Origin of the sequence: Pantoea sp. Cr_R13, assembly GCF_029222565.1 — a bacterium.
GTDB classification, from domain to species: Bacteria; Pseudomonadota; Gammaproteobacteria; order Enterobacterales; family Enterobacteriaceae; genus Pantoea; species Pantoea eucalypti.
Genome location: NZ_JARHXL010000013.1, coordinates 962,584 through 986,349, shown reverse-complemented (window position 1 = coordinate 986,349; position 23,766 = coordinate 962,584). Strand labels below are relative to the sequence as shown.

At 55.0% G+C, this 23,766-nt stretch carries 23 protein-coding genes; 8 read left to right on the top strand and 15 right to left on the bottom strand.

Annotated features, from left to right (window positions below; all coding sequences use genetic code 11):
• The first annotated feature begins 221 nt into the window (after positions 1–221).
• Entirely contained in the window at positions 222–620 is a 399-nt protein-coding gene (locus tag P2R09_RS12300) for a VOC family protein (RefSeq protein ID WP_105099185.1), read from the top strand.
• 165 nt (positions 621–785) lie between these two features.
• Positions 786–1,265 carry a glutamate racemase gene (locus P2R09_RS12295; protein WP_275770052.1) on the top strand — a complete coding sequence of 160 codons (480 nt, stop codon included), beginning with the start codon at positions 786–788 and terminating at the stop codon, positions 1,263–1,265.
• Here P2R09_RS12295 and P2R09_RS12290 read toward each other — a convergent pair.
• A complete protein-coding gene (locus P2R09_RS12290; protein WP_275770694.1) occupies positions 1,258–2,007 on the bottom strand; it encodes a DeoR/GlpR family DNA-binding transcription regulator in 750 nt (249 codons plus the stop codon). The genes P2R09_RS12295 and P2R09_RS12290 overlap by 8 nt on opposite strands.
• A gap of 83 nt (positions 2,008–2,090) precedes the next feature.
• Here P2R09_RS12290 and P2R09_RS12285 point away from each other — a divergent pair, with 83 nt between their 5' ends.
• Complete coding sequence (locus P2R09_RS12285) at positions 2,091–2,675, top strand: NUDIX domain-containing protein (RefSeq protein WP_275770050.1); 585 nt, start codon at positions 2,091–2,093, stop codon at positions 2,673–2,675.
• Between the two features lie 42 nt (positions 2,676–2,717).
• On the opposite strand, the gene P2R09_RS12280 is transcribed toward P2R09_RS12285, so the two are convergent.
• Positions 2,718–3,818, bottom strand: a complete 1,101-nt coding sequence (locus P2R09_RS12280; protein ID WP_003853594.1) for an NADH:flavin oxidoreductase/NADH oxidase — start codon at positions 3,816–3,818, stop codon at positions 2,718–2,720.
• Between the two features lie 249 nt (positions 3,819–4,067).
• Positions 4,068–4,817, bottom strand: a complete 750-nt coding sequence (locus P2R09_RS12275; protein ID WP_275770047.1) for a glucose 1-dehydrogenase — start codon at positions 4,815–4,817, stop codon at positions 4,068–4,070.
• Between the two features lie 147 nt (positions 4,818–4,964).
• Between P2R09_RS12275 and P2R09_RS12270 the strand changes: the two genes are divergently transcribed.
• On the top strand, positions 4,965–5,882 hold the full coding sequence (locus P2R09_RS12270) for a LysR family transcriptional regulator (RefSeq protein ID WP_275770045.1): 918 nt from the start codon (positions 4,965–4,967) through the stop codon (positions 5,880–5,882).
• Positions 5,883–5,898: 16 nt separating this feature from the next.
• Here the strand turns inward: P2R09_RS12270 and uraH are convergent, their stop codons facing one another.
• The gene (uraH, locus tag P2R09_RS12265) at positions 5,899–6,321 is read right to left on the bottom strand and encodes a hydroxyisourate hydrolase (RefSeq protein ID WP_275770043.1); all 423 of its coding nucleotides are present in this window, start codon (positions 6,319–6,321) and stop codon (positions 5,899–5,901) included.
• 489 nt (positions 6,322–6,810) lie between these two features.
• Between uraH and P2R09_RS12260 the strand changes: the two genes are divergently transcribed.
• Positions 6,811–7,830 (top strand): alpha/beta hydrolase, encoded by a 1,020-nt coding sequence (locus P2R09_RS12260; RefSeq protein WP_003853602.1) that lies wholly within the window; start codon positions 6,811–6,813, stop codon positions 7,828–7,830.
• Between the two features lie 389 nt (positions 7,831–8,219).
• Here the strand turns inward: P2R09_RS12260 and P2R09_RS12255 are convergent, their stop codons facing one another.
• The gene (locus P2R09_RS12255) at positions 8,220–9,545 is read right to left on the bottom strand and encodes a type II toxin-antitoxin system HipA family toxin (RefSeq protein ID WP_275770041.1); all 1,326 of its coding nucleotides are present in this window, start codon (positions 9,543–9,545) and stop codon (positions 8,220–8,222) included.
• A gap of 4 nt (positions 9,546–9,549) precedes the next feature.
• Positions 9,550–9,846, bottom strand: coding sequence for a helix-turn-helix transcriptional regulator (locus P2R09_RS12250; RefSeq protein ID WP_275770039.1), 297 nt, complete (start codon positions 9,844–9,846; stop codon positions 9,550–9,552).
• Between the two features lie 306 nt (positions 9,847–10,152).
• Between P2R09_RS12250 and P2R09_RS12245 the strand changes: the two genes are divergently transcribed.
• Positions 10,153–10,488, top strand: a complete 336-nt coding sequence (locus P2R09_RS12245; protein ID WP_275770037.1) for a gamma-glutamylcyclotransferase family protein — start codon at positions 10,153–10,155, stop codon at positions 10,486–10,488.
• 337 nt (positions 10,489–10,825) lie between these two features.
• Here the strand turns inward: P2R09_RS12245 and P2R09_RS12240 are convergent, their stop codons facing one another.
• The 5 genes from P2R09_RS12240 to hipB form a co-directional block, all read right to left on the bottom strand.
• Positions 10,826–12,871 (bottom strand): FUSC family protein, encoded by a 2,046-nt coding sequence (locus P2R09_RS12240; protein WP_275770035.1) that lies wholly within the window; start codon positions 12,869–12,871, stop codon positions 10,826–10,828.
• A gap of 114 nt (positions 12,872–12,985) precedes the next feature.
• Complete coding sequence (locus P2R09_RS12235; RefSeq protein ID WP_275770033.1) at positions 12,986–14,368, bottom strand: M24 family metallopeptidase; 1,383 nt, start codon at positions 14,366–14,368, stop codon at positions 12,986–12,988.
• 302 nt (positions 14,369–14,670) lie between these two features.
• Positions 14,671–14,877: a type II toxin-antitoxin system MqsA family antitoxin gene (locus P2R09_RS12230; RefSeq protein ID WP_275770031.1), complete on the bottom strand. Its 207-nt coding sequence runs from the start codon at positions 14,875–14,877 to the stop codon at positions 14,671–14,673.
• 101 nt (positions 14,878–14,978) lie between these two features.
• A complete protein-coding gene (locus P2R09_RS12225) occupies positions 14,979–16,289 on the bottom strand; it encodes a type II toxin-antitoxin system HipA family toxin (protein WP_275770029.1) in 1,311 nt (436 codons plus the stop codon).
• Positions 16,289–16,537 carry a type II toxin-antitoxin system antitoxin HipB gene (gene hipB / locus P2R09_RS12220; protein ID WP_275770027.1) on the bottom strand — a complete coding sequence of 83 codons (249 nt, stop codon included), beginning with the start codon at positions 16,535–16,537 and terminating at the stop codon, positions 16,289–16,291. The genes P2R09_RS12225 and hipB overlap by 1 nt, the downstream gene beginning before the upstream one ends.
• A 149-nt stretch (positions 16,538–16,686) precedes the next feature.
• Between hipB and P2R09_RS12215 the strand changes: the two genes are divergently transcribed.
• Entirely contained in the window at positions 16,687–17,124 is a 438-nt protein-coding gene (locus tag P2R09_RS12215) for a GNAT family N-acetyltransferase (protein WP_275770025.1), read from the top strand.
• 29 nt (positions 17,125–17,153) lie between these two features.
• On the opposite strand, the gene P2R09_RS12210 is transcribed toward P2R09_RS12215, so the two are convergent.
• From P2R09_RS12210 to P2R09_RS12195, 4 genes are all read right to left on the bottom strand, one after another.
• On the bottom strand, positions 17,154–17,948 hold the full coding sequence (locus P2R09_RS12210; RefSeq protein ID WP_275770023.1) for an inositol monophosphatase family protein: 795 nt from the start codon (positions 17,946–17,948) through the stop codon (positions 17,154–17,156).
• A gap of 23 nt (positions 17,949–17,971) precedes the next feature.
• Positions 17,972–19,033: an ABC transporter ATP-binding protein gene (locus tag P2R09_RS12205; protein WP_275770021.1), complete on the bottom strand. Its 1,062-nt coding sequence runs from the start codon at positions 19,031–19,033 to the stop codon at positions 17,972–17,974.
• On the bottom strand, positions 19,030–21,255 hold the full coding sequence (locus P2R09_RS12200) for an iron ABC transporter permease (protein WP_275770019.1): 2,226 nt from the start codon (positions 21,253–21,255) through the stop codon (positions 19,030–19,032). The genes P2R09_RS12205 and P2R09_RS12200 overlap by 4 nt, the downstream gene beginning before the upstream one ends.
• Positions 21,256–21,343: 88 nt before the next feature.
• Positions 21,344–22,366 carry an ABC transporter substrate-binding protein gene (locus P2R09_RS12195; protein WP_275770017.1) on the bottom strand — a complete coding sequence of 341 codons (1,023 nt, stop codon included), beginning with the start codon at positions 22,364–22,366 and terminating at the stop codon, positions 21,344–21,346.
• A 223-nt stretch (positions 22,367–22,589) separates the two neighbouring features.
• Between P2R09_RS12195 and P2R09_RS12190 the strand changes: the two genes are divergently transcribed.
• Entirely contained in the window at positions 22,590–23,624 is a 1,035-nt protein-coding gene (locus P2R09_RS12190; protein ID WP_078804407.1) for a LacI family DNA-binding transcriptional regulator, read from the top strand.
• Positions 23,625–23,766 lie beyond the last annotated feature (142 nt).

Here is a 23,766-nt window from a genome sequence, read left to right as displayed (position 1 = left end):
GCGGTAAGGTGATTTTCCGGATAACCGGAACAGGGTGCCGACCGCAGCGGCACGCCGACTGCAGAGCGATTTCAGGGTCAGGACTGCGCGGAAGGGTATTCACATCTTCTTGCAAAAAACGGTGGTTTGATGGAAGTGCCGGGGAAGTGGTTACGCATCCAGCGTCACGGGAAGCTCAGAGGATTGTGATAAATATCAGTGAACTCAACAAGGAGAGAAGCATGACTATCCCGCATCTGCGTATTGCCCGTCCAGTGACTGACCTGACGCAAAGCTGCCAAATCTATTGCCTTGGGCTGGGGTTGCAAAAAATCGGTGAGTTTACTGACCATCAGGGGTTCAGTGGTGTGATGCTGGGCGCTGACGGGCTGGCCTGGCATCTCGAATTCACGCTCTGTCACACGCATCCCGTCCGGCCATCGCCAACGGATGACGATCTGCTGGTGCTCTACATCCCACAACAGCCTGACTGGCTGGCTCGCTGTAACAGCATGGATGAGGCAGGATTTCAGCGGATGCCATCATTTAATCCCTACTGGGATCAACGGGGCGTGACATTTATGGATGGGGATGGTTATCGTGTCGTTATCCAGCAGGCCGCATGGTCGCCCGCACGCTAACTTTATGAAGAACCGGAGCTCACCCTGAACATTCTTTGCTTCCATACCGCCGCCAGTAATATCGCGATTTTTGATGATGCGGCCCGCGCACTGGCTCTCGACATTCCGTCCCTGAATCATCTGGTGATGCCTGCGCTGCTGACTGAGGCGGAGCGAAGCGGCGGGATGACAGTGGAATTACGCCGCCGTATTGCACAGCTGATTGAAACACTGCTGCCGCAGTTTGATGCCGTTCTGATCACCTGTTCGACGCTGGGGCCGGTTGCTGATGATTTCAGTACGCATGCTGGGGTAATGCGCACTGACCGGATGTTAGCGGAGACACTGCGGCGTCTTACGGGGCCGACGGTGGCGCTGTGTGCAGCAGAATCGACGCTGGCTGCGACACGGACACTCTTCTGTCATCCAGACAGTCAGATCGAGGTCATGCTGGTGGAAGATGCGTGGGCAGCGTTTAAAGCGGGAGATACAGCACGCTATTTTGCCCTGATTGCGGCAGCAGCAGAGCAGGCTTATCAGCAGGGCGCGGTTGCCGTTGCCCTGGCACAAAGTTCAATGACGCCCGTTGCACAGCAGTTTCCCCCTGCGCAGAGACCGCTGACCGGCCCGTATCTTGCGCTGCAGGCTTGCTGCGATCTCAGATGATCGTCACACCATGCTGGCTGAGCGCCTTTTTCAGCGCCTCGTCCGGCTCTGTTTCCACTACCAGCGTACTCGCCAGCGACAGATCGCCAATGGCAAATGCCGACGCTGAATTGAGCTTTTCGGCGGACGCCAGTACCATGGTCTCTGCTGCGCGTCCTGCCAGCGCCCGCTTCACCGTCGCTTCTTCAAAATTCCCGGTTGTCAGGCCCGCCGCCGGATGCACACCGGTAACACCCATAAAAAAGAGATCGGCGTTAATGCGGTTTATCGACTCCAGCATGGCTGCGCCTACCGCCACCACCGAATGCTTATAAAGTTGCCCGCCAATCAATATGATCTCCACGCGTGGGTGATCGGCTAACGCCAGCGCCACGCTGGGACTGTGTGTCACGGCGGTAAAGCTCAGCGTTGTCGGCAACTGTCGTACCAGTTCTGCGCTGGTGGTCCCGCCATCAATCAGCACAATCTGGCCTGGCTGGATCAATGAGGCCGCTTTTCTGGCGATAATCTGTTTAGACGCCGTCTGCACGCTTTTTCGTGTTTCAAAGGTGCCCAGTGCAGCGGATACCGGTAACGCACCGCCATGCACCCGTTGCAGTAATCCTTCCGCCGCCAGTTCACGCAGGTCACGCCGGATAGAGTCTTCGGAGAGACCAAATCGCTGGCTCAGGTCGCGCGACTGAACCTGTTTTTCCTGAGCAAGCAGGGCAAGAATTGTCTGTTTTCGTTGGCTGGATAGCATCATTCCACTCTGCATGTTTTTTCTTGAATTTGCACGATTGTGCATGATAGCGTGTGGGCTGTCCACTTATCCCGGAGAGTATCATGCAGCAGAATCATCCCCGCGTACGCATCATCAACGAGCAGTTGCTGTCAGATAACTGGTATACCCTGAAGAAGTACACCTTCTCGCTACTGCGCAGCGATGGACGCTGGCAGGAGCAGAGCCGTGAAGCCTACGATCGGGGAAACGGCGCGGTGATTCTGCTCTATAACCGTGATAAACGCACAGTCGTGTTGACCCGGCAGTTTCGCTTTCCCATTTTCCTGAACGGGCATGATGGCTTTCTGATTGAAGCGGCAGCTGGTCTGCTGGATAACGCCTCGCCTGAGACGCGTATTGTTGCCGAAGCGGAAGAGGAGACGGGCTTTCGCGTCAGTCGCCTAGAAAAGGTTTTTGAGGCTTTTATGAGCCCCGGTTCAGTGACGGAAAAACTCTACTTCTTTATTGCTGAGTATGACGATCAACAGCGCAGCGGTGAAGGCGGCGGAATAGTGGAAGAGGGCGAAGATATCGAGGTACTGGAGATCGGTTTCGACAAGGCCTTACAGGCGATTGATCAGGGTGAGATCGTGGATGCCAAGACCATTATGCTGCTCCAGCATCTGCGGCTGAAAGGCATTCTTTAAAATCGCGGGCAGACCACGGTAACGCGGCCTGCCCGTTAACGCTTACTGATCCTGCGTCAGGATGCCTTTGACATCGTGCGGTTCAGAACGCAGATACTGCGGCGGAACCTGCACTTTGCCATCCAGTGCGGCGGCGGCGTGCCACGGCCAGCGGGGATCATAGAGAATGCCGCGCGCCAGCGCCACCAGGTCAGCGTCGCCCTGTTGCAGAACACCTTCTGCCTGCTGAGGTTCAGTAATCAGGCCAACAGCAATCACCGGGATTGACACCTGCTCGCGAATATCGCGGGCGAAAGGCACCTGATAATTGGGTCCGACGCTGATTTCCTGTTTTTCCGACAAACCACCACTGGAAACATGAATATAGGCGCAGTTAAGCGCTTCCAGCTCACGTGAGAGGGCGATCGACTGCTTGATTTCCCAGCCGCCTTCTACCCAGTCCGTCGCGGAAATACGCACACCCACCGGAATGGCAGCGGGAACGGCTTCACGGACGGCTTTGAACACCTCAAGCGGGAAACGCAGTCGGTTTTCCAGCGAGCCGCCATATTCATCACTGCGCTGATTCGAGAGCGGTGACAGAAACTGATGCAGCAGATAGCCGTGCGCGGCATGCACTTCAATCAGTTGAATACCCAGGCGCACTGCACGGCGGGCACTCTCAACAAAAGCCTTTTTTACCCGCTGCAGATCGTCAATGCTCATGGCAACCGGTTTAACTTCATCCGCGCTGTAGCTCAGTGCCGACGGGGCTACGGTTTGCCAGCCGCCTGCATCGGGTGCAATCTGCTTACCGCCTTCCCAGGGAACCGCACACGACGCTTTACGTCCCGCATGGCCCAGCTGCATACCAATCGGGATAGAGGAGTAGCGGCGCACATCATCCAGAACTGTTTTTAGTGCGGCTTCATTATCATCATTCCACAAACCGAGATCGCCGGGAGAGATACGGCCAATGTCCTCAACGGCAGTGGCTTCAATAATCATCAGACCGGCGCCGGAAAAGGAGAGCTGGCCAAGATGGATCCGATGCCAGGCGGTCGCATTGCCTGCTTCAGCGGAGTACTGGCACATCGGGGCAATCACAATGCGGTTATCCAGCGTAAGTTCGCCGAGCGAGACAGTGGAAAAAAGTTGGCTCATGTTATCTCCATGGTGTTATGACGGACGTGACAGGCAATAACTATAGCGGGGGATTTACCGGACGGGATGACTGCAACGTGACATTTTATGACTGCGTGCCGGACGACGGAGAGATCGCAGCTTTTCCTTCGGGTTATGAAACAGGGAGTGACTGGCTAGCGATCAGCCAGCCAGCCAGGCTGTGCTGGTCTGGCTGAACCGGGATTTCGGGTTATCACTGTTGTGGCAGCGTTCAGGCTGGCTTAAACCTCAGACCTGTGCCATGCCGCCATCGACAAACAGCTCTGTCGCGTTAATAAAGCTGGCGGCATCAGACGCCAGAAACGCAACGGTACGGGCAACCTCCTGTGGTTCACCCAGACGGCCAAGCGGTATCTGTGCCGCCAGCGCATCAAACAGACCCTGACGCTGCTCTTCACTCACCAGATCACCTAACCCAGGCGTGCGAACCGGGCCAGGACTCACGACATTAACGCGGATGCCGCGATCTTTCAGATCCAGCGCCCACGAACGGGCAAAGTTGCGCACCGCGGCTTTACTGGCACTGTAAACGCTAAAAGCCTCTGTGCCTTGTACTCCGGCCGTTGAACCCGTTAGAATCACCGATGCGCCATCTACCAGCAGAGGCAGGGCTTTCTGTACGGTAAACAGCACACCACGCACGTTGGTGCCAAAAATCCGGTCAAAATGCTCTTCAGTAATGGCCCCCAGCGGCAGCATGTCGCCGCCACCGGCGTTGGCAAACAGAATATCCAGCCGTCCGGCCTGGGCGGCGATACGTGCGTAAACCTCGTCAAGATCGTGCAGTTGTGAGGCATCGGCACGGATCCCGCTGGTCGTTCCGCCAATTTCAGCAACTGCGGCATCCAGTTCCGCCTGGCGTCGGCCGGTGATAAAAACCTGCGCGCCCTGCGCCGCCAGTTCCCGTGCGGTGGCCAGGCCAATTCCGCTTGTTCCGCCTGTCACCAGGGCAACTTTTCCTGTGAGTGATGTATTCATTAGCGCTTCTCCGGTTAGTGTCATTGAGCGATTTTTTCCGGTCAGCGGTGCTGCCGGGCTGATTGCTACTGTAGGGGAGCTGGATTGACGGATAAATCCGCTAAAATGAAAATGACTGTCCATGTGAGTGGATAATAGGGGGATTGAATGGATCAGCTACTGGCGATAAAAGCTTTTTCCCGAGTAGTGGAAAGCGGCAGTTTTACCCGCGCGGCGGACTCGCTGAATATGCCAAAGGCGACGCTGAGCAAGCTGGTTCAGGAGCTGGAGGCACATCTCTCCGTCCGGCTACTGCAACGCACCACCCGGCGCGTGACCGTCACCGCAGAAGGGCAGGAATACTATGAGAAAGCACTGCGTATCCTGCACAATCTCGAGGATATTGATGCCTGTTTTAATGCGCGGCGCAGTAAACCGCGCGGGCAGTTACGCGTTGATATCGGCGGGTCTACCGCACGGGATATTCTTATTCCGCTGCTGCCCGATTTCTTTGCCCGCTATCCGGACATTACGCTGGATCTTGGCGTCTCGGACCGCCCGGCTAATCTGATTAGCGACAACATTGACTGTGTCATTCGTGGCGGTCCTTTGGCCGATTCCTCACTGGTGCCGCGTCTGATAGGGCACGCCACGCTGATCACCTGCGCGACACCCGCCTATCTCAAAGCATTTGGGATTCCTGCTTACCCTGATGAACTGCGCAACGGACACCGGCTGGTGAGTTATCTTTCGCCGCAAACCGGCAAACCGTTTCCGCTAAAGTTTGAACGTCAGGGTGAGAAAATAGAGATCACCAGCGCGCATCGCATTGGCGTTAATGAAAGTAATGCACACCTGGCGGCGGGTCTGGCCGGGCTGGGGATCATTCAGACGTTCAGTTATTCACTGTCGTCGATTCTGCGACAGGGCGATATGGTGGAGATACTGCGCGACTGGCGGCCTGCGGGTTATCCGTTTCATCTGGTTTATCCGCAAAACCGGCACGTAACGCAACGGCTGCGGGTGTTTATCGACTGGCTTGTGGCGTGTTTTCCGGCTCGCGTCGCGGGGGAATCCGGCACCTGAGTGCCGGATTAGCAGATTAGTTGCCGCGATAGGTTGAGTAACCAAACGGGCTCAGCAGTAACGGAATATGGTAGTGCTCGCCACTGGCTTCCATGTTGAATTCAACCGGAATCTCCGGGAAGAAGGTTTTCTGGTTGGTTTTTTTGTAGAAGTCACCGGTTTTAAACACCACACGGTAGCTGCCCGCACTGGCCATCTTGTCCTGCGGGAACAGGGCGCTGATACGACCGTTATTGTCGGTAACACCTGAGGCCAGTTTTACCCAGTTATCCAGCTGCTTTTGATCCAGCTCGACTTCGATGCCCGCTGTAGGCTGACCGGTTTGCAGATTAAGAACGTGTACGCTCAGCGGATTTTTAGCGGCAGCGGGCTGAGCTGCGATAGCGGACGCGCCAGAGGTCATCAGTAATGTTGCGATCAAAGCGTATGATGTTTTCATCAATGTTTCCTTTATTGATTGGTTGAAGTCGTGTAGCAGTGCAGAGAGAGTAAAGGGCCTGAGACCAAAGCGAAAATCAGCCGCGGTAAATGTGAAATTTCTGAGAGAATTAATCTATTTAGTTACATCATACAAACGTTGTTTTTTTAATTAATAGTCCGGCAGTTGTGCGATAAAAGTTGATCAGAGAAAAGTGCCGCCAGGTTGAATTCACCGGGATTGGCAGCCAAAGCAGGGCACCAGGAGTTCAGTGCTGAGCAGAGAGCTGGATCAATTCAAGATTTTCCGCTTCTGAAATGTCGCGCTCAATGACTGCAATTCGATACAGATAGCTGCAATTTGCCACGTTAACCCTGATGATTTCCAGGAAGACTGGTTCTGCCATTTAAATGGCGCGCTATTTAGTTGTTTACAATGAAGAGGTGCCGTGTAATTGTCCGGCTAACCAGATAGCACACTATTAAATAGCAAGTTAATCGGAGTCCTGTAATGAAAATGAAACTGATCGCCAGTGCATTACTGTTAAGCAGCCAGATAAGTAGCGCGTTTGCTGCGCCAACTGAAAACAGCCCGCAACCGACCGTAGGTGTTGCCGCCTTTCTGAAAGCGCTCAACAGCGGAACGGGTAAACCAATTGAGCAACTCTCTGTCAACGATGCCCGGGCAGTATTGACCGGAGCACAGAAGGGCGCAGAACTGCCGCCGGCACAGATTTCACAGAAGATCATTACTGTACTGGGCAAGCCTCTGACGCTGACCATCGTTAAACCTGAGCACGCCAGCAGCACATTGCCGGTGTTTATGTTCTTCCACGGCGGCGGATGGGTGCTGGGCGATTTTCCAACCCATGAACGTCTGGTTCGTGACATGGTGAATGCATCCGGTGCTGCAGCGGTATTCGTTAACTATCAACCTTCGCCAGAAGCCCATTTCCCGGTGGCAATTACTCAGGCCTATGAAGCCACTAAATGGGTCGCCGACCATGGTGCTGAAATTGGCGTTGACGGAAAACGTCTGGCGCTGGTTGGTAACAGCGTTGGCGGTAACATGGTGGCGGCAGTTGCGTTACAGGCGAAACAGTTTAAAACGCCAGCTATCCGTTATGATGTGATGCTATGGCCGGTTACCGATGCGCGTTTCGACACGCCGTCATATGAGCAGTTTGCTGACGGACATTTCCTGACGAAGAACATGATGAAGTGGTTCTGGGATAATTACACGACGTCGGAAAAAGATCGTAATAACATTCTGGCATCGCCGTTGCGCGCCAACACTGAACAGCTGAAGGGGTTACCGCCAACGCTGATTCAGACTGCAGAGCTGGATGTATTACGGGATGAAGGTGAAGCATTCGGTCGTAAGCTGGATGCAGCAGGCGTGCCGGTGACCGTTACACGGTACAATGGCATGATTCATGACTTCGGTTTGCTGAACGCCTTGAGCCAGGAACCGACAGTCAGAACAGCCATTGACCAGGCGGGTGAAGCACTGCGTTCGCATCTGAAATAATCTGATGACAAACCCCGGACTGCATCGTTGTTCGGGGTTTTCAGGCGATCTGTTTGAAGGCATCACTATGAAGGTGCAGGGCAGTGGCAGTAACGTAACAGCAGGTCGGAAGTACAGTAATGAATGACGCAGTATCACAGTGATAAGTGCACTGTTAATCTCTTATTTAACATAATATACATTATGCGCTCTTTGGTCAGGTGTCTGACTTATCCTGTTTTCCACCTTTCTCTGGGCATCCCTGCGGATGTCTGATGATTCTGTCTGACAATGAATCTTTCCGTCTTTTCATCATTCAGGCTGTAATCGATAAACATCTGCGTTGCCGTGTTGCGCCTCTCAGCCTGTTCTCTTCTGACACTGTGTTCAGCGGGAAATTTTAATCGGTGCTAATTTCCGGCCAGACGCCTGCATTGCTGCGTTATGCCATCAAACACGCGTTCTGCCAGTTCTGACGGGAACTGATCTGGCAGTTGCGCGCGAACACGCTCGATGACGTCCGGTGCGTCAGAAATTATTTCATCCATCATCATCTCAACCTGCTTTTTACTCAGGCCGGTCTGCTCACCGTGGTTAATCCAGTGCCGTCTTTGTATTCTGTAGAGTTTGTAATAGTTGTTGCTGCCGCGAGCGGCCATAGCCAGTTTGCATTTTTGCCAGGCTATCTGATTATTGCCATTTCCGATGACCGGCCATGCCGATAAAACATCATAAAGTGGCGTAAGGCAATAATGCCCCTGAGGCCCTATCGCGATACTGAAATTTTTAGCATGGCCATCTGTGGCCGCCAGTACCCAGAAAATTATCTGTGCTTTGAAGAAATGCAATCTGTCCTGCTCTGCGTGATCTGAATGACTCAGAATCTCCATAATTTCAGAGATACCTGGCCCGCCGTCGGCCTGGTATTTGCGTAATGGTGACATCCCCGCAGCCTGACACATATCTTCCTGAGGTAAACGAATGATCCACTGCCGGTCTCCTGACCATTTGCGGTCAAAACGGTCAACCACCAGGACTTTCTGATCTTCGAATTGAGCGATTTCTGTTCTTGCGACCGGGATGCCGAAATGTTCAAGTAGCAGCGAACAGAGCCATTCGTTTTCCACGGATGTACTCATATCAGCTTTCATATTGCCGACCAGGCCAAGCGGCAACTTGAAAATATGCGTCGTTGGCGTATTGCCTTCAGGCCTGCACCACCGATCGTCATGCCATAATAACGCTGTTTTTTCCTGCGCACCGGCAATGGATAGCCGTAAGTCGCCTGTATCACTCTGTCTGCCGGGTAATGATGTCGCCGTGGTATTTCGCAATGTCATTGCGATCTCTGATTCAGAGAGCGGCCGATATTTTACGCAATATAAATCCGTGGGTTCATCGCCCTCTTTCAGTAACTGTATCGCGCCTACGCAATCTTTTCCCAGCTCGGTCAACAGGTCAAAAGGGTCGAGACTTTCTGCCTGATACCGCATTGCCAGACGCCTGCGAATCCCTTCACTGTCCGGTAATAAATTATCAAAATAGTCACGTACCACATTTCCGCGCCAGATCTGATCGCCGGGAGTAAAAGGCAAAGAGAGCGATAACGGTCTTCCTTGCGCGTCGGCACTCCATTCAGGAAGATATTGCAGCGTATCTTCTCCTTTGCTTTTGTTCCAGAATCCAACCTGGATACCGTTCATCCATATCACTAAACGCTGCTGTCTCCGGCTCATAGCGTCACCATTTCTCCCGTCTTGCAGGTGAATTTTCTAACGTCCCCTTTTCTTCTGTCTGCTTTCCTGCGGATGAGCTTATTCCCGAAGAGAGAGTCATCTCCACGCCCAGCAGTGTTAAGATTTTGAAGAGGCGTTCAATGCTGGCTCTGGCCGGGTTGGCTTCCAGACGCGCATAAGTCTGCTGAGTGACGCCTAATCGTTCAGACAGATCTTTTTGCGTCAGTCCATTTGCTTTGCGAAAACCAATAAGCAAAGGACGCAACTGGCTGAGTGTTTTTATCGGATAGACATTTTTCATCGTGCGCTGACCGCTTTAACTGGTGATACAGCCTGTACGCTGTTTAATCAAAATACACTCTAAAAGCTGTTAAAGCAACATAACAGCTTAAAAGCTGTAATTTAGTAATACAGCCTTCAGGCTGTTAACGACGTCATTCCTGTTTTAATGCGTGCTCAGGGACCGGGATGCGCGCGCCAGCTGTAGAATTTTTGTGCTCCGCAGGCGCTGCTACGTCAATTCTGAATAACTGGCGTGACGTCAGGGCTGCAGAATTTATCACAACGCGTTAAAGTAACCGGCTTTGAGTCTGGAAAACGAGGGAAAATGGAACACTTATTTGTCTATGGCACGCTCTGTCCGGGCCGCGAGAATGCCCCTATTCTTGAAAACATTGGCGGCGAATGGCTGGCCGGCTCGGTAAACGGCACCTTCTATGAGCGTGGCTGGGGTGCAGCGGCTGATTTTCCTGGCATTGTTCTGGATGAACATGGCCCCGATGTACCAGGATACTTGTTTATCTCTGAGCAGCTGGATGCTCACTGGCCAATGCTGGATGCGTTTGAAGATGGCTATGATCGCGTCGAAGTTCGCGTAACTGCCGGGGATAACCAGTATTACACTGCGTGGATTTATCAGTTACAGCCACGGGTAAACAGCTGAACCTCTCAGCCTGTAATGCGCCAGGCGCACCCTGCTCTTATTGCGGGTTTCAGCCGCTGTGTGATGCGAATCTGACGAATACCCCAATGACAATAACAGTGTCAGGCTGACAGGAAAAAGTATGCAAGACACTGATTTTAAACCGGTATAATGTCCGCTTCACTCAGCAGGCAGCCCCCAAATTCCCTTCAGGCCGGCTCGTTTTACTGTCAGACAAGACAAACAGGCACTTTGTCTGATATCTGTTTTAAATTAAGATCTTATGTATGATGTAACTAAAGGGTGTTCTCTTTAATGCACTTTAATCCCGTATAGAAACACCACCAGCCAGCCCCTGTTACTCAGGCCAGCGCTGATGGGGGAAAAGTGATACCCGAATATTAAAAAGATGGATTAATGGCGCGACAGCTGCACTCTCCTCGCGGGCAATTTTCTCTATCCGCAGCAGTAACAGATCCAGTTCATCCAGCAGATCCTGATGCGGCGCTAATTGCAGTGACTTCATTTTGCGTTTCAGATAAAGCGCCAGCTCGTGAAACATCTGACCGCTATCAATCCGGTGGCTCTCCAGCACTTCCCTGTATCGTGCGTAAAAGTCATAACAGTTAGCACCCAGCCAGGTTTCGGTAATCAGATACCCACCCACCACGATATCCGGCACCGGATCGAGACGTTTACGCGGCAAAATAATGTTCACCCTGTCGAGCATCCGGGCAATAAATTGTTGCCGTGACAGCAGCGTGGCGGAATTACGTTCCACCATTTTGATAAATCCTAACAGGTCGCGCAGTCCCCGTTGCACCGCTCTTCTGGCAATCCAGGAGGGCCGCTTATTGCGGATCAACGCCGTCAGCACCACCGCAAACATAATCCCCACCATTGAGGAGATGGCCGCGTTCAGCGTGACGATCAGGTTTGGCACATAGTGATGGCTTAAGCCGATAAAGCCGGGGATCTGAATAGCGACACTCAGCCCCACCATATTGGTTGCCGGATTAGCGATCACCAGACTTAGCAGCATCAGGCCAGGCAGCAGACAGATCATCAACGCCTGCAAGGTATTGGCCTGTGGAATCAGGAACGCGATATAAAACAGGCTGACCACCAGTGCAATCACCACCCCTTTCACGAAGAGCTTCATCGGCGTCACCGGCGAATCAACACCCGCGAAAAAAGAGCTGATAATCGCCGCCATCAAAGGCGCATTCGCCCCATCAGCCCAGCCGCTGCCAATCCAGAACAGGCTGGAGAGAAAGGTGGCCAGAAACGCGGTCAGCGCGGACAACCGCAGCAGGCCTTTATCGATATGACGATGTTCACGGATATTGCGGATCGCCGCCCCATCCCCGTGGCTGTAGAGATCCCCGGCTCGCGCGCTGACATTTTCATAGGCATCGGCAATGCGTACAAAGTTAGCCAGCCGCTCCAGCAGGCCAATCAGCAGCAGACTCTCTTCAGTTGGCAGACGCCCTGCGCGCCATTCCTCTTCCAGCGTCGCCTGACTGGAGGCAATCGACTCACGCAGTCCGGTAATATCGTTAATACGGTCATGATGCAGCCACAACAGAAATTCCTGAAACACGTCGGTGACGCACGGAGGAAAACGAATGTTCAGTTCGGCCAGTACGCCCAGCCGTGACTCAATCGCAGTCAGCGTCGGCAGCAGATAGCTCAGATGCTGATACTGTACGCTAACCAGACGGATGACATTACGCGCCGCTTCGCCCTCATAAACACAGTGTGTCAGCAGTGTTTCAACATTCAGCGGATAGCCCGCCATCTGAATCAGGATATCTTCCCGCTCCAGCGATTTGTTCTTCGCCATCCCGCTGATCAGTTCATCACATAACTTACGCGCGTTGAGAAACCAGTGATTAACGCTCTGCCCCAGCAGATGGTGCATCGAAACCGGAAATACCAGCCGGTGAACCAGCGTACTGCAGAGGATACCCAGCGTAATCTCCTCAATACGTGAAATGACGGTATTAATAATCGCCGACGGCGTATCCACATCAGGAAAGCCCATAATCGCCGCACTGTAACCCGCCAGCATAAAGACATAACTCTTCGGCGTGCGGTCATGCAGAGAAAGATAAAGGCAAACCGTTACCCACAGTGACACACAAAGACTGAACAATACGGGTGACTGCACGGTTTCAGGATAGATCAGCAGAATAAAGATGCCGCCCAGCAGCGTGCCCATCAGACGAAACAGTGATTTCGAGACGGTCGATGCCGCATAAAGCTGTGACGTGACAAAAACAGTGGTCAGCGCCCAGGCGGGTTTTTCGAAGTTAAGAAAGAGCGCGACAGAGAGTGCGATAAACGCGGCAAGAGAGGTTTTGCAGGCAAACAAAACCGCGTTTTTGGTAAACCATTTCATCGAATGAGAGCAACCAGGAACTTTCTGAGGCGCGTATCCTGACAGATGCGCCTCTGTTTTACTCTCAGTTAAATTTTACAAATTATTACCGGCCTCCTCAGGCCGGGTAATCGTCTACTGACGCACCAGCGCGCGGCGCTTATCCAGTAAAAAAGGGCGTAAATACCCTACCGTATTTGAGAGCAAAATCACCTCGTCCGGCAACCGGATCCTCAGCACCGCCGCCAGGTAGGTTTTGCGCTGCGTCATACGCTGCCAGACATCCGGATAAGCGCGCGCCAGTTCATCACGCAATGCCGCATCTGCCAGCCCGACCGTATCCTCAATACTGCAGCCTCCGTAACCCGATACCGACGGGATGATATCAATCTGCAGCAGCATACCGCTTTTCAGTATCACGGCAGAGTCGGGATAGACAGGTGAGCTTAACCACTCTTCGTCAGCCACCAGATGCCCCGGATTCAGATGCCAGCCATACTCTGCTTTGGGCAACACGCTCTCAATAAGTGAATAGAGTTCTCCGCCGGTCATGCCGATGTGCAGATGTTCCAGCCAGCTGACCACCGCATGATAATAGGGGATCGCCAGCCGGGTTAACCAGTCCGTTACGTTACACTGTAACTCGGAAGCGTCGCTGACCACATAAGCGGAACGACTTGTCAGCCCGCCTTTATAGCCGGTAGTAAGAGAAAGCTTATCGCCAGTGACGAGCTGTTTATCCGATGGATAAAGCCGGGCATACGCAAAACGATCGCCGGTTGCCGCAATCGTCACCACCGTGTTAGGCTGACCCTCTGCGTTAAGACGTGCGCCTAACGCCTTCTCCGTGATGCCTGGCTCTACGCTATCCAGCGCAGCCAGCATGGCGGTTGACGCAAGATTTGCCCCAGCCTCATAAAACGCCACTTCATCGGCACAATTCACGCAGCGCACACCGTTATCCGGCGAGATAAACAGTCCGGTCGCGTTAACCAGCAGCTCATCACTGCCCGCCGCCTGCACCGCTGCTGCGTAAACGAACTGCGGCAGATCACACATTCCTTGCTGCCTGCCGGTAAACAACTTCCAGCCCACCAGCCCGGTGCGTTCTCCCGCGACAATTCCAGCCTCGGTCAATAGCTGATCCAGTGGCTGCTCATCGCGCATCGGCTGATTAGGCAACGAAAAGAGCGGCGCATGCAGACAGCGCCCCGGATTGCGGGCAAAAGGCACCAGCTTAAGATTCTCATTACCCATGATATAAGCGAGATCGCCCTGCTGATTCACCACCAGCAGCGCCTCCTCAAAGCGAGGAATGAATCCCGCCAGATACTCAAAATTGCTGCCGTGCTCTTTGTCGGCATAGATAATCAGCTGCGCAATCTTCTGCTCCTGCATGCGCTGAATAATACCGGCCAGACGACGACGCAGCATTTCATCAGACAACACAGGACTGGCGACACCGGGAAACACCGGCGGCGAAGCAATGACTTCCAGGGCATAGCGATTGGCATCCATAACGCACTCCAGTGTCCGGATTGACTGAGTCAGGTTTTAGTTCCCAGGATAAACCTAATGTTTCTCCTGTAAGGTGCCACCATCACACAACTTACTCGTTGCGTGTTATCAAAAGATGGACATTCCCTTGTAATGATTTGCCTGCCTTGTGCAGGCTTTTTTATGGGTGATTCGGCGCAGGAAACATTGTTCGCTGGGACCGGCGACAAAAATGGCAAGCGATGCAGGACCCAATAAGGGTGAGCCGATCAGAAGAGTGCATAGAGCGATAATCAGAGCCTGCTTTACGCGGGCTCCTGATATTATTTGATGGGAACGCCGGCATTCTCCAGCGCTTCAGCTTTTTCGGGATAGTGCTCTGCCGTGCCAGCATTCATGATCACAGCCCCGCAACGGATGCAGTGATCGCCCTTCACATCGTGCACAACATCCTCCGGATTACCGGTATTGAGACTGACATCACGCGTGGCGTAAACAAACGCCTCTCCTTCACATCCCGGACACTTCATACCCATACTCCTTTGTTATGCCTGTCAGATAAGCATAGCTGACCCGCTTTTAACGAGACATGGGCAGACTGGCTTTTCAGCATAGTGCCAGATCCGTGCCCTCACTCTCCATGCCGTAACCGCTCCAGCATAATCAATGAATGGCTGAAAATGGCGTCGGCGATATGCTGAGGAAAGTCGGGCGGCAACGCATCACGCACCAAAACGATTGCCTGGGGAAGCGCTTTAATGAAGAAGTCAAAGATCTGCTGCAGGCTGTCACGATCAAAACTCACCTGCTTCGCCGTGGCGATAAAATGGCGCGGGTAAATTTTGTCGATCTCCGTCCTCTTATCCTGAGTGGCACCCAGCCCCATCGCCAGTGTCAGCGCTTGCGTGTTCATGCCGGAACCCGACTGCACCGGGTACGCGGAGATCACATCATAAAAAGGGGTCAGACGGTAACTGCCGCCGCGCTCAATAAACAGTGAGAAATTCCTGGCGTGACCGTCGGTGGCACCAATCAGCCACTGAAACACCTGAAACATCATAAAGCGATAGCGATCTTCAATGGCGTGACGTGATCCCATCAGTATCTGCATGATCTCTGCGATGCCCGGCCCGCCGTCCGATTCATATTGGGTTGACGAGGTCAGTCCCAGCGCCTGACAGAGATCCTCCTGTGGCAGGCGAATCAGCCGGGTTTTATCACGTGACCAGCGGCGATCAAAGCGTTCAACGGCGAGGGCGCGCATCTTTCCGGCCCGGATAATGGTCGCCTGCGGCACATTGATACCGAGTGCGCGGGCCAGCGCCAGACAAAGATACTCATTCTCTACGCTTTCACGCATATCCAGCGTAGCGGTCGGCTGTTTAATCTCACCGACTGGCAGCTTAATGATGTGTGAGGCAGACGTGCCACCGGCAGGAATGCTCCAGCCTTCCTGCGTCAGCAGCAGTGCGGTTTTCTCCTGTGCACCCGCAACTGAGAGGCGGAAATCGGGCTCCTCATGCAACATTCCCAGCGGAATATCGTACCTGGCCGACAGTACGCTTTCGAGCCGGGCTTCATCCAGCACCTCATAACGAGCCTGCACGGCAGGCAATGGCCTGTCGGGCGGCAACAGCATGATTGCTCCGACGGTGTCACGCCCCACCTCCTGCAGCAAATCAAAGGGCTCACAGGATTGAGTCTGGTAACGCGCTGCGATTCTCTCACGAACCAGCGGGCTGTCCGGCAGCAGATTATCGAAGAAGTTAATCACAGCGTGTGAGGTGATCGCCTTAACCTGCAATGGCATTGAGAGTGACAGCGGCCGGGAGAGCGGATTACTCAGCCAGCCGGTATCATACTGAAACGCATGGGTGCCGTTTCGCTGTCGTGTCAGTACACCCACCCGTTCGCCGTTCATCCACGCAATCAGCCTTTGCATTACCACTCATCCTCATCATGCAAATGAGTCGCCGTGACCGCCTCTTTTTCCTGAACGGCAAGAATCACTTCCAGCGCCTGTAACAGCTTAAACAGCGTGGCCAGTGAGGTGCTGTCAGGCGCATTTTCAAAATGAGAAATGGTAGCCTGTTTCAGGCCGACCTTTTTTGCCAGCTCACTCTGCGTCCAGCCATTGCGCTGGCGGATAAACTTGAGCTGGTTTGCCAGCTGTATCGGGCTGTATATCATGGGGTGACTCCTTAGGGATCACAGGCTATCAGCATAACGCAGACGCATTATCCTTTACAGGGGATAATTCGCCCCCTATACCCTACAGAGGATAAACGGTAAAATATCCCTTTCAGGGGATAAAAACACACGGGTAGAAGAGGAACAGAATGCACACATTTACCCTTACCTATCAGGAAAACGATAATGATCGGGACGCGTTGCTGGCAGGATTAGGCGCTTACAACCGGCAGTTTATCAGCCGCGAGAACCGGGGCCCGCTGTCGGTTTATCATAAAGATGCAGAAGGCGTGTTGCGCGGTGGAGTCATCGCCTCGCGCAAAGGCAACTGGCTCTGCATTGATTTTCTCTGGGTGGACGAAACTGTGCGTGGCAGTGGTCTGGGTCACGCGCTGATGGAAGCCGCGGAACAGGAGGCGGCTAAGAGGGGATGTCTCTTTGCGCTGGTGGATACCTTCAGCTTTCAGGCTCTGCCGTTTTATCAGAAGCAGGGGTATCAGCAGCAGATGTCCCTGCCCGACTTTCCAGAGACCGGGATGCAGCGTCACTATCTGACGAAAACGCTCAGGGTAATAGACTCACGCTGACCGCCATTAAGGCAGTCAGCGTGACAGGGTCACAAGCCTGCGATACGCCGAAGGTCTGCTTCCGCGCCGGGAGCAACGGCCAGAACCTGCGCTCCTTTGATGATGCGGTCGCCTTCGGTGTTGAACGGGTGGTACCAGCCGCCCGCCTCTTTCACCAGACAGTAACCCGCCAGGCAATCCCAGGCGTGCATATAGGGTTCGTAATAACCCACAACCCGACCGGCGGCGACCCACGCCAGCATCAGGGCGCCCGAACCAATGCGGATAAAGTTACCCCCGGCCGACAGCAGCGCCGCCACAATTTCGCCAACCTGCTGCGGACTGACATAACTGTTAGCGCCAAAGCCGGTGACATGGTTTTGCAGTGTGCGGGTGGGATCAACCTGCAGACGACGACCGTTCAGCGTCGCGCCCTGCCCCAGTGCCGCCACGTAGCACTCCTCATAAGTGGGTGCGAAAATCACCCCGATAACCGGCACATCGCCACGCAGCACTGCCACCGAAACACACCAGCTCGGCATCCCATTGAGAAACGGGCTGGTGCCATCGATCGGATCAACCACCCAGGTGTAGTCAGAGTCTCCCGCCTGCAGCCCTGACTCCTCACCCAGAAAGCCATCATCGGGAAACGCATCCTTTATGCGGCTGGCGATCAGCTGCTCTACTTCACGGTCGGCAATTGACACCACATCCTGCAAATCGTACTTGGTCTCTACCACCAGCGTGTCGCGACGGTTAAACCAGGCTAGCGCGGTCGCGCCACCTTCGCGGGCCACAGCCTCCGCTAAAGCCAGTCGCGCCATTATTTCATCATGCGATGCCATGCAAACTCCTCGGGTTAATCAGATTAACGGGCAATCAGGGCAAGGCCCTGCGGCTTAAAGTTGACGCCTACCAGGGTGGCGAGTGGCAGACGCTGTTCCATCTGCGGATCGATAATGAACAACGCGCCCAGCTCGGTCGCGACTTCATACTCAATATGGTCACCCAGCCAGGTGCTGTGAATCACTTCACCCTGCAACGCGCCCTGGCCATCGCCAGACAACGTAATAAACTGGGGTCTCACCGCCAGCTGGGCACTGCCGGTTTTAGCGCCCGCACCCCGCACCCGAAAGCGCTGGTTACCCAGACGAACCAGTGCGTCATCTGCATCCGCCTGCTCCACTTCACAGGGCAGAATATTGGCTTCCCCCATAAAGTCCGCAATAAAGACCGAGTTGGGCGAATGGTAAAGCGTCTCCGGCGCGCCCTGCTGGGCAATATCCCCCTCTTTCATGACAATAATCTTATCGGAGACCGCCAGCGCCTCTTCCTGATCATGGGTGACATAGACCGCCGTAAACCCGAGCCGCTGCTGCAAATCACGGATATCGGTGCGCACCCGACGGCGCAGACGCTCATCAAGGTTCGACAACGGCTCATCGAGCAGCAGCACCTGCGGTTCCAGCACCAGCGCACGCGCCACCGCAATACGCTGCTGCTGTCCGCCAGAAAGTTCAGACGGCAACCGCTGTCCCTGACTCTCTAACCCCACCAGCTTCAGCCCCTCACGCGCCCTGTCCTGCGCTTCGCGTTTGTTCATGCCCGAGGAGAGCAGCCCGTAAAGAATGTTATCGATAGCGTTCATGTGGGGAAACAGCGCGTATGACTGAAACACCATCGCCACGTCCCGTTCGTTGGCGGGCAGATGCGTTACCTCTTTGCCGCCAATCAGAATCCTTCCCGAGGTGGGATGCTCCAGCCCGGCCAGCAGCCGCAGCGTGGTAGTCTTGCCGCAGCCGGACGGCCCGAGCAGCGTCACCAGCGTGCCTGGCTCTACAGTGAGCGACAGATCCGGCACGGCGGTAAAACCAGCAAAACGCTTCGCGACATGTTCAAACACCACCGATCCGGCGTTAATGGTCGTCATAGGGCTCTCTCCTGAGTCAGAGTGGATGCAGAGGGTGCGGCAACCATCACCGCCGGTTGGGTTGTACGGCGCAGGCGACGTTCGCCCACCAGCAGCTGGAACAGGCCTATGATTAGCAGCATCACGACGATCAATACCGACGAATAGGCAATGGCGACGCCATACTCACCGTTCTCCACCAGCCCGACGATGTAAGAGGTCGCCATGTTGTACTGGGCGCTGACCAGGAAAATCACTGCGCTGATCGAGGTTATCGCCCGCACAAAGGCATAGACCAGCGCGGCGCTGATCGCCGGTTTGAGCAGCGGCAGCACGACTTTGCGCAGCGTCCGAAAACTGTTAGCACCCAGGGTTAATGAGGCTTCATCCAGGCTTTTATCCAGCTGGCTCATCGCCGCAATCCCGCCACGCACGCCGACCGGCATATTACGGAAGACAAAGCAGGCGATCAGGATCATCGCGGTACCGGTCATCTCCAGCGGCGGCAGGTTATAGGCCATGACATAACTCACGCCGATGACCGTGCCGGGAATAGCGAAGCTCAGCATCAGCATGAACTCAAAGGTCTGACGGCCGGCAAACTTCTGCCGCACAATCAGCCAGGCCGTCAGCAGTCCCACAATGGCCGTGAGCGGCGCAGCGATCAGGGCAATTTCCAGCGTGGTCCAGAAGGAGTTCCAGGCGACGCCACGCCAGACCAGCTGCCCCTGATTCACGCCGATGCTGAAGGCGCGAATGTAGTGATCCAGCGTCAGGTTGTTATTCAGCCCCCAGGACTGCACAAAGCCGCCAATCATGATCATGCCGTAGATCACCAGCGTGAAGAGCCCCCACGGGATGACCATGCCATAGACGCTGTAGCGCACCGGACGCGGCAGCATAACGTGACGGCCACCGTCGCCTTTGCCGGTCACGGTGGCGAAGCTTTTTCCGGCCAGCCAGACGCGCTGTACCAGAAACGCGGTCAGCGTAAAGCCCAGCAGGATCATAGCCAGCACCGCCGCGCGGCTCGGGTCGTTCTGTGCGCCGACCACAGAGAAGAAGATTTCTGTCGAGAGCACGCCATGACTGCCACCCAGCACCATCGGGTTACCGAAATCGGCCATGCTTTCGATAAAGCTGATCAGGAAGGCGTTGGCCAGACCGGGCGCCATCAGCGGCAGCGAGATGCGGGAGAAGGTGCGCCAGCGGCTGGCGCGCAGCGTCTGAGAGGCCTCTTCCAGTGACGGACTGACACCCTCGACCACGCCAATGAGCACCAGGAAAGCGATAGGGGTAAACGACAGCACCTGCGCAATCCAGATGCCGGTCAGGCCATAGAGCCAGCGGCCCGGTTCGATGCCGAACAGCGTTGCCAGTGATTCTGTCACGACACCGGAGCGGCCAAACAGCAGGATAAGCGCCAGTCCGATAACAAATGGCGGCGTGATAATCGGCAGAATGGTCAGCATCCGCAGCGCTTTCTTACACGGCAGCGAGGTGCGTGTAGCCGCCAGCGCAAACGCCAGCCCCAGCAGCGTCGAGCCGCTGGCGGTCATCAGCGCCAGTCCCAGCGTGCGCCACGCCGTGCCGCAGGTGCCACCGGTGAAACAGGAGAGACTCCAGATCGCAGGGTCCTGCATATTGGCAATCAGCCCATCCGGCTTGAAGCTGCCATCAATATCCTGTACTGAGGCGACAAACAGGCTCAGCACCGGATAGAGTACAAAGGTGGTCACCAGCGCCACCAGCAGCACAATCGATGCCACGACAAAGGCATCACCTTTCAGCACACCCCGCTCCGCCAGGGCAAACGCGAAGATCAGCAAAAACACGGTCAGCAGCAGCAACGCGCCCGCGCCCATTGCTGGCTGGCCCAATGCCTGCGGGCCAAAAATATTTTCCAGCCACAGCCAGTTCCAGCCACTGAAACCAATGGCATGCCCTTCCAGCACCAGAAACAGGATGCCCGTGACGCTGAAAAGCAGCAGGAGCGTGCTACGCGTGCGGCCCGGCTGCAGAAAGACGCTGGCCGCTGAGAGCAGCCACAGCGCGACAGCAATACTCAGCCAGCTGCGTAACGCGAGCTGCCCCAGCGCGGGTGTACTGTTCTCATCGGTCCATAAGCTGAACAGCCACTCCCCGCTGAAGAAGCCCTGCTCCAGGCTGTACCAGGGCAGTAGCGTCAGCGCGACGGCGCCCGCCAGCAGCGCCGCGGTTAAGCGACGATTGTGCGCATTCATAAATCACCTCGATCAGGAAGCGGACATCAGGCTTACGCCACCGCGGTCTGGCAACGGCCCGGCTCAGGCGGCCGGGACAACCCCACTGTTATTGCGCGCTGGCACCAATCTCTTTATCCCAGCGGCCCAGCAGCGCTTTGCGTTTTGCCGAATCGCCATAGGTTTTGAAGTCATAATCGATCAGTTTGATGTTCTCGAAACGCGGCGCATATTCAGAGATCTCCGCCTGACGGTTGGAAGGGAGCTGGAACGATTTCGCCTCTTTCATGTGTGATTGCGCCTCAGCGCTTAGCGCCCAGTCATACCAGGCTTTGGCGTTTGCCAGATTACGGGCTCCTTTGATGATCGACATTGAACCAATCTCATAGCCAGTGCCTTCACAGGGCGCGACGGGCTTAATCGGGAAGCCATCCACTTCCATCGCTACGGCATCGTGCATAAAGACAATCCCGAGGGTGGTTTCACCGCGCGCAGCGGCTTTGACCGGCGCAGAGCCGGACTTGGTGTATTGCGAGATGTTGGCGTTGAGCTTCTTCAGATAATCGAAGGCTTTATCTTCACCCATGATCTGCACCAGCGTCGCCAGGGTGTTATAGGCCGTGCCGGAGGAGTTGGGATTGGCGATCTGAATCTCACCTTTAAAGCCCGGGTCGAGCAGGTCAGCCCAGCAGGCCGGGACCTTCAGCTTTTTCTCCGCCAGCAGCTTCGTGTTGTAGCCCCAGCCCAGCGCACCGGCATAGACGCCCACGGTGCGATAACCGGAGATTTCCGCCACTTTTTGTGACCAGGGTTGTTGCTGATCGAGCAAAGGGGATTTATAGGCCTGGGTTAAGCCCTCTTCGGCAGCCTGCATGTGCGGATCCCCGGTGCCGGCCCACCAGATATCGGTACGGGGATTGCGCGCTTCACTGCGGATACGGGCATAGGCTTCACCGGCAGAGAGCCGCACCATGCTGAGTTTGATATCAGGATGACTCTGGCTGAACAGCGTGGTCATCTGTTCACACACCACCACATCCGCTGAGCAGATCATATTAAGGCCGGCCGCCGAGGCAGCAAACGGCATCATAGGGCAGACAATCACAGCAGCGAGCAGAGAGGAATAACGCATGATGTTCTCCTGGGGCTGGATGACGCAGGTGCGCCAGCTTTTGCACATGTGTGCAAACGTATGCGCAAAGTAGTACGGCGACCCGGTGATACTGTCAATTCGGTTGTTACGCAATTGTCAGGCGCTGTCACAAATTCGAAACACTTTACGTGCAGCCATGTTTTGCACAGCCTTGCAATTTCAGGCAGACTCAGTGCAGACAACGGTGGGACGGGGAAATAAGATGCAGCAGCTTAAAGCGGTGGTAAGCGCACAGGATGTCGCAGACCGGGCGGGCGTTTCCCGTTCAGCGGTCTCCCGCACCTTTACGCCAGGTGCCAGCGTGTCGGAGGCCACCCGTCAGCGGGTGATGAAAGCCGCAGAAGAGCTGGGCTATCACGTCAATCATCTGGCGCGAGGTCTGGTTCGCAACCGCAGCGGCATTGTCTGTTTAATTGCCTCCGAGGTGGATACGCCCTACCGTGCCAGCCTGGTGCGCTGGATGACCCAGTATCTGCAGGAAGCGGGAAAAGTGGCGATGCTGATTAACACCGACCGCTCAGATGCGCGCGTTTCCGCCGCACTGCAACAGGCGATTAATTTTCGCGCCGACGCCTCCATTATTCTTTCAGGTATGCCTGACAGCGGCATTACCCGCCTCTGCTACAAACATGGCCAGCACCTGGTGCTGATTAACCGCGATGAATCCCTGCCCGGTACGCTCAATATTAATCTCGACTCCCGCCCGGCAGCGGAAATGGCGGTCAACGCATTTGTGCGGGCGGGCTGCAACCGCATCGCTTTCGTGAATTCGCTGGCGGGAACACCCAGCCTGCTGAAGCGCGAAGCCGATTTTCTGGCCGCGGCGCAGAAAGCGGGCGTCGCGGTTCAGGTCGAACGGTTCGGCTCCACCTCCTATGAAAGCGGACAGATTCTGGCTCAGCGTCTGCTGACCCGAAAAGTTCGCCCTGACGCGGTTTACTGTGCCACCGACCTGCTCGCCTGCGGCTTTATGGATGAGGCGCGTCACCGCTTTGCGCTGCGTATTCCGGAGGATCTCTGCATCATGGGGCACGACAATATTCCGCAGTCGGGCTGGTCCTCTTACAACCTCACCACCTTCGCGCAGCCGGTGGAGCAGTTCGCCCGCGATGCGATTGCCTGGCTGGTGGAGACGGAAGCGCAACCGGAGACACTGATGCCGAAGAATGAACAGCAGCAGGAACGCAGAATATACCCGGTGGATGTCGTCTGGCGGGGTTCAGTACGCGGCGGATAACTGCTTTTTTTTATTTTCTGCCGATGCGCTTTATTCGCTGTAATAATAACCAAAACCCGCCACGCTTCGTTTTAAATATCCCCTTCCCGCACAGAAAAATAATCGGAGGCTCCGGCACAGTTTTCTGATTTCATGACTACGC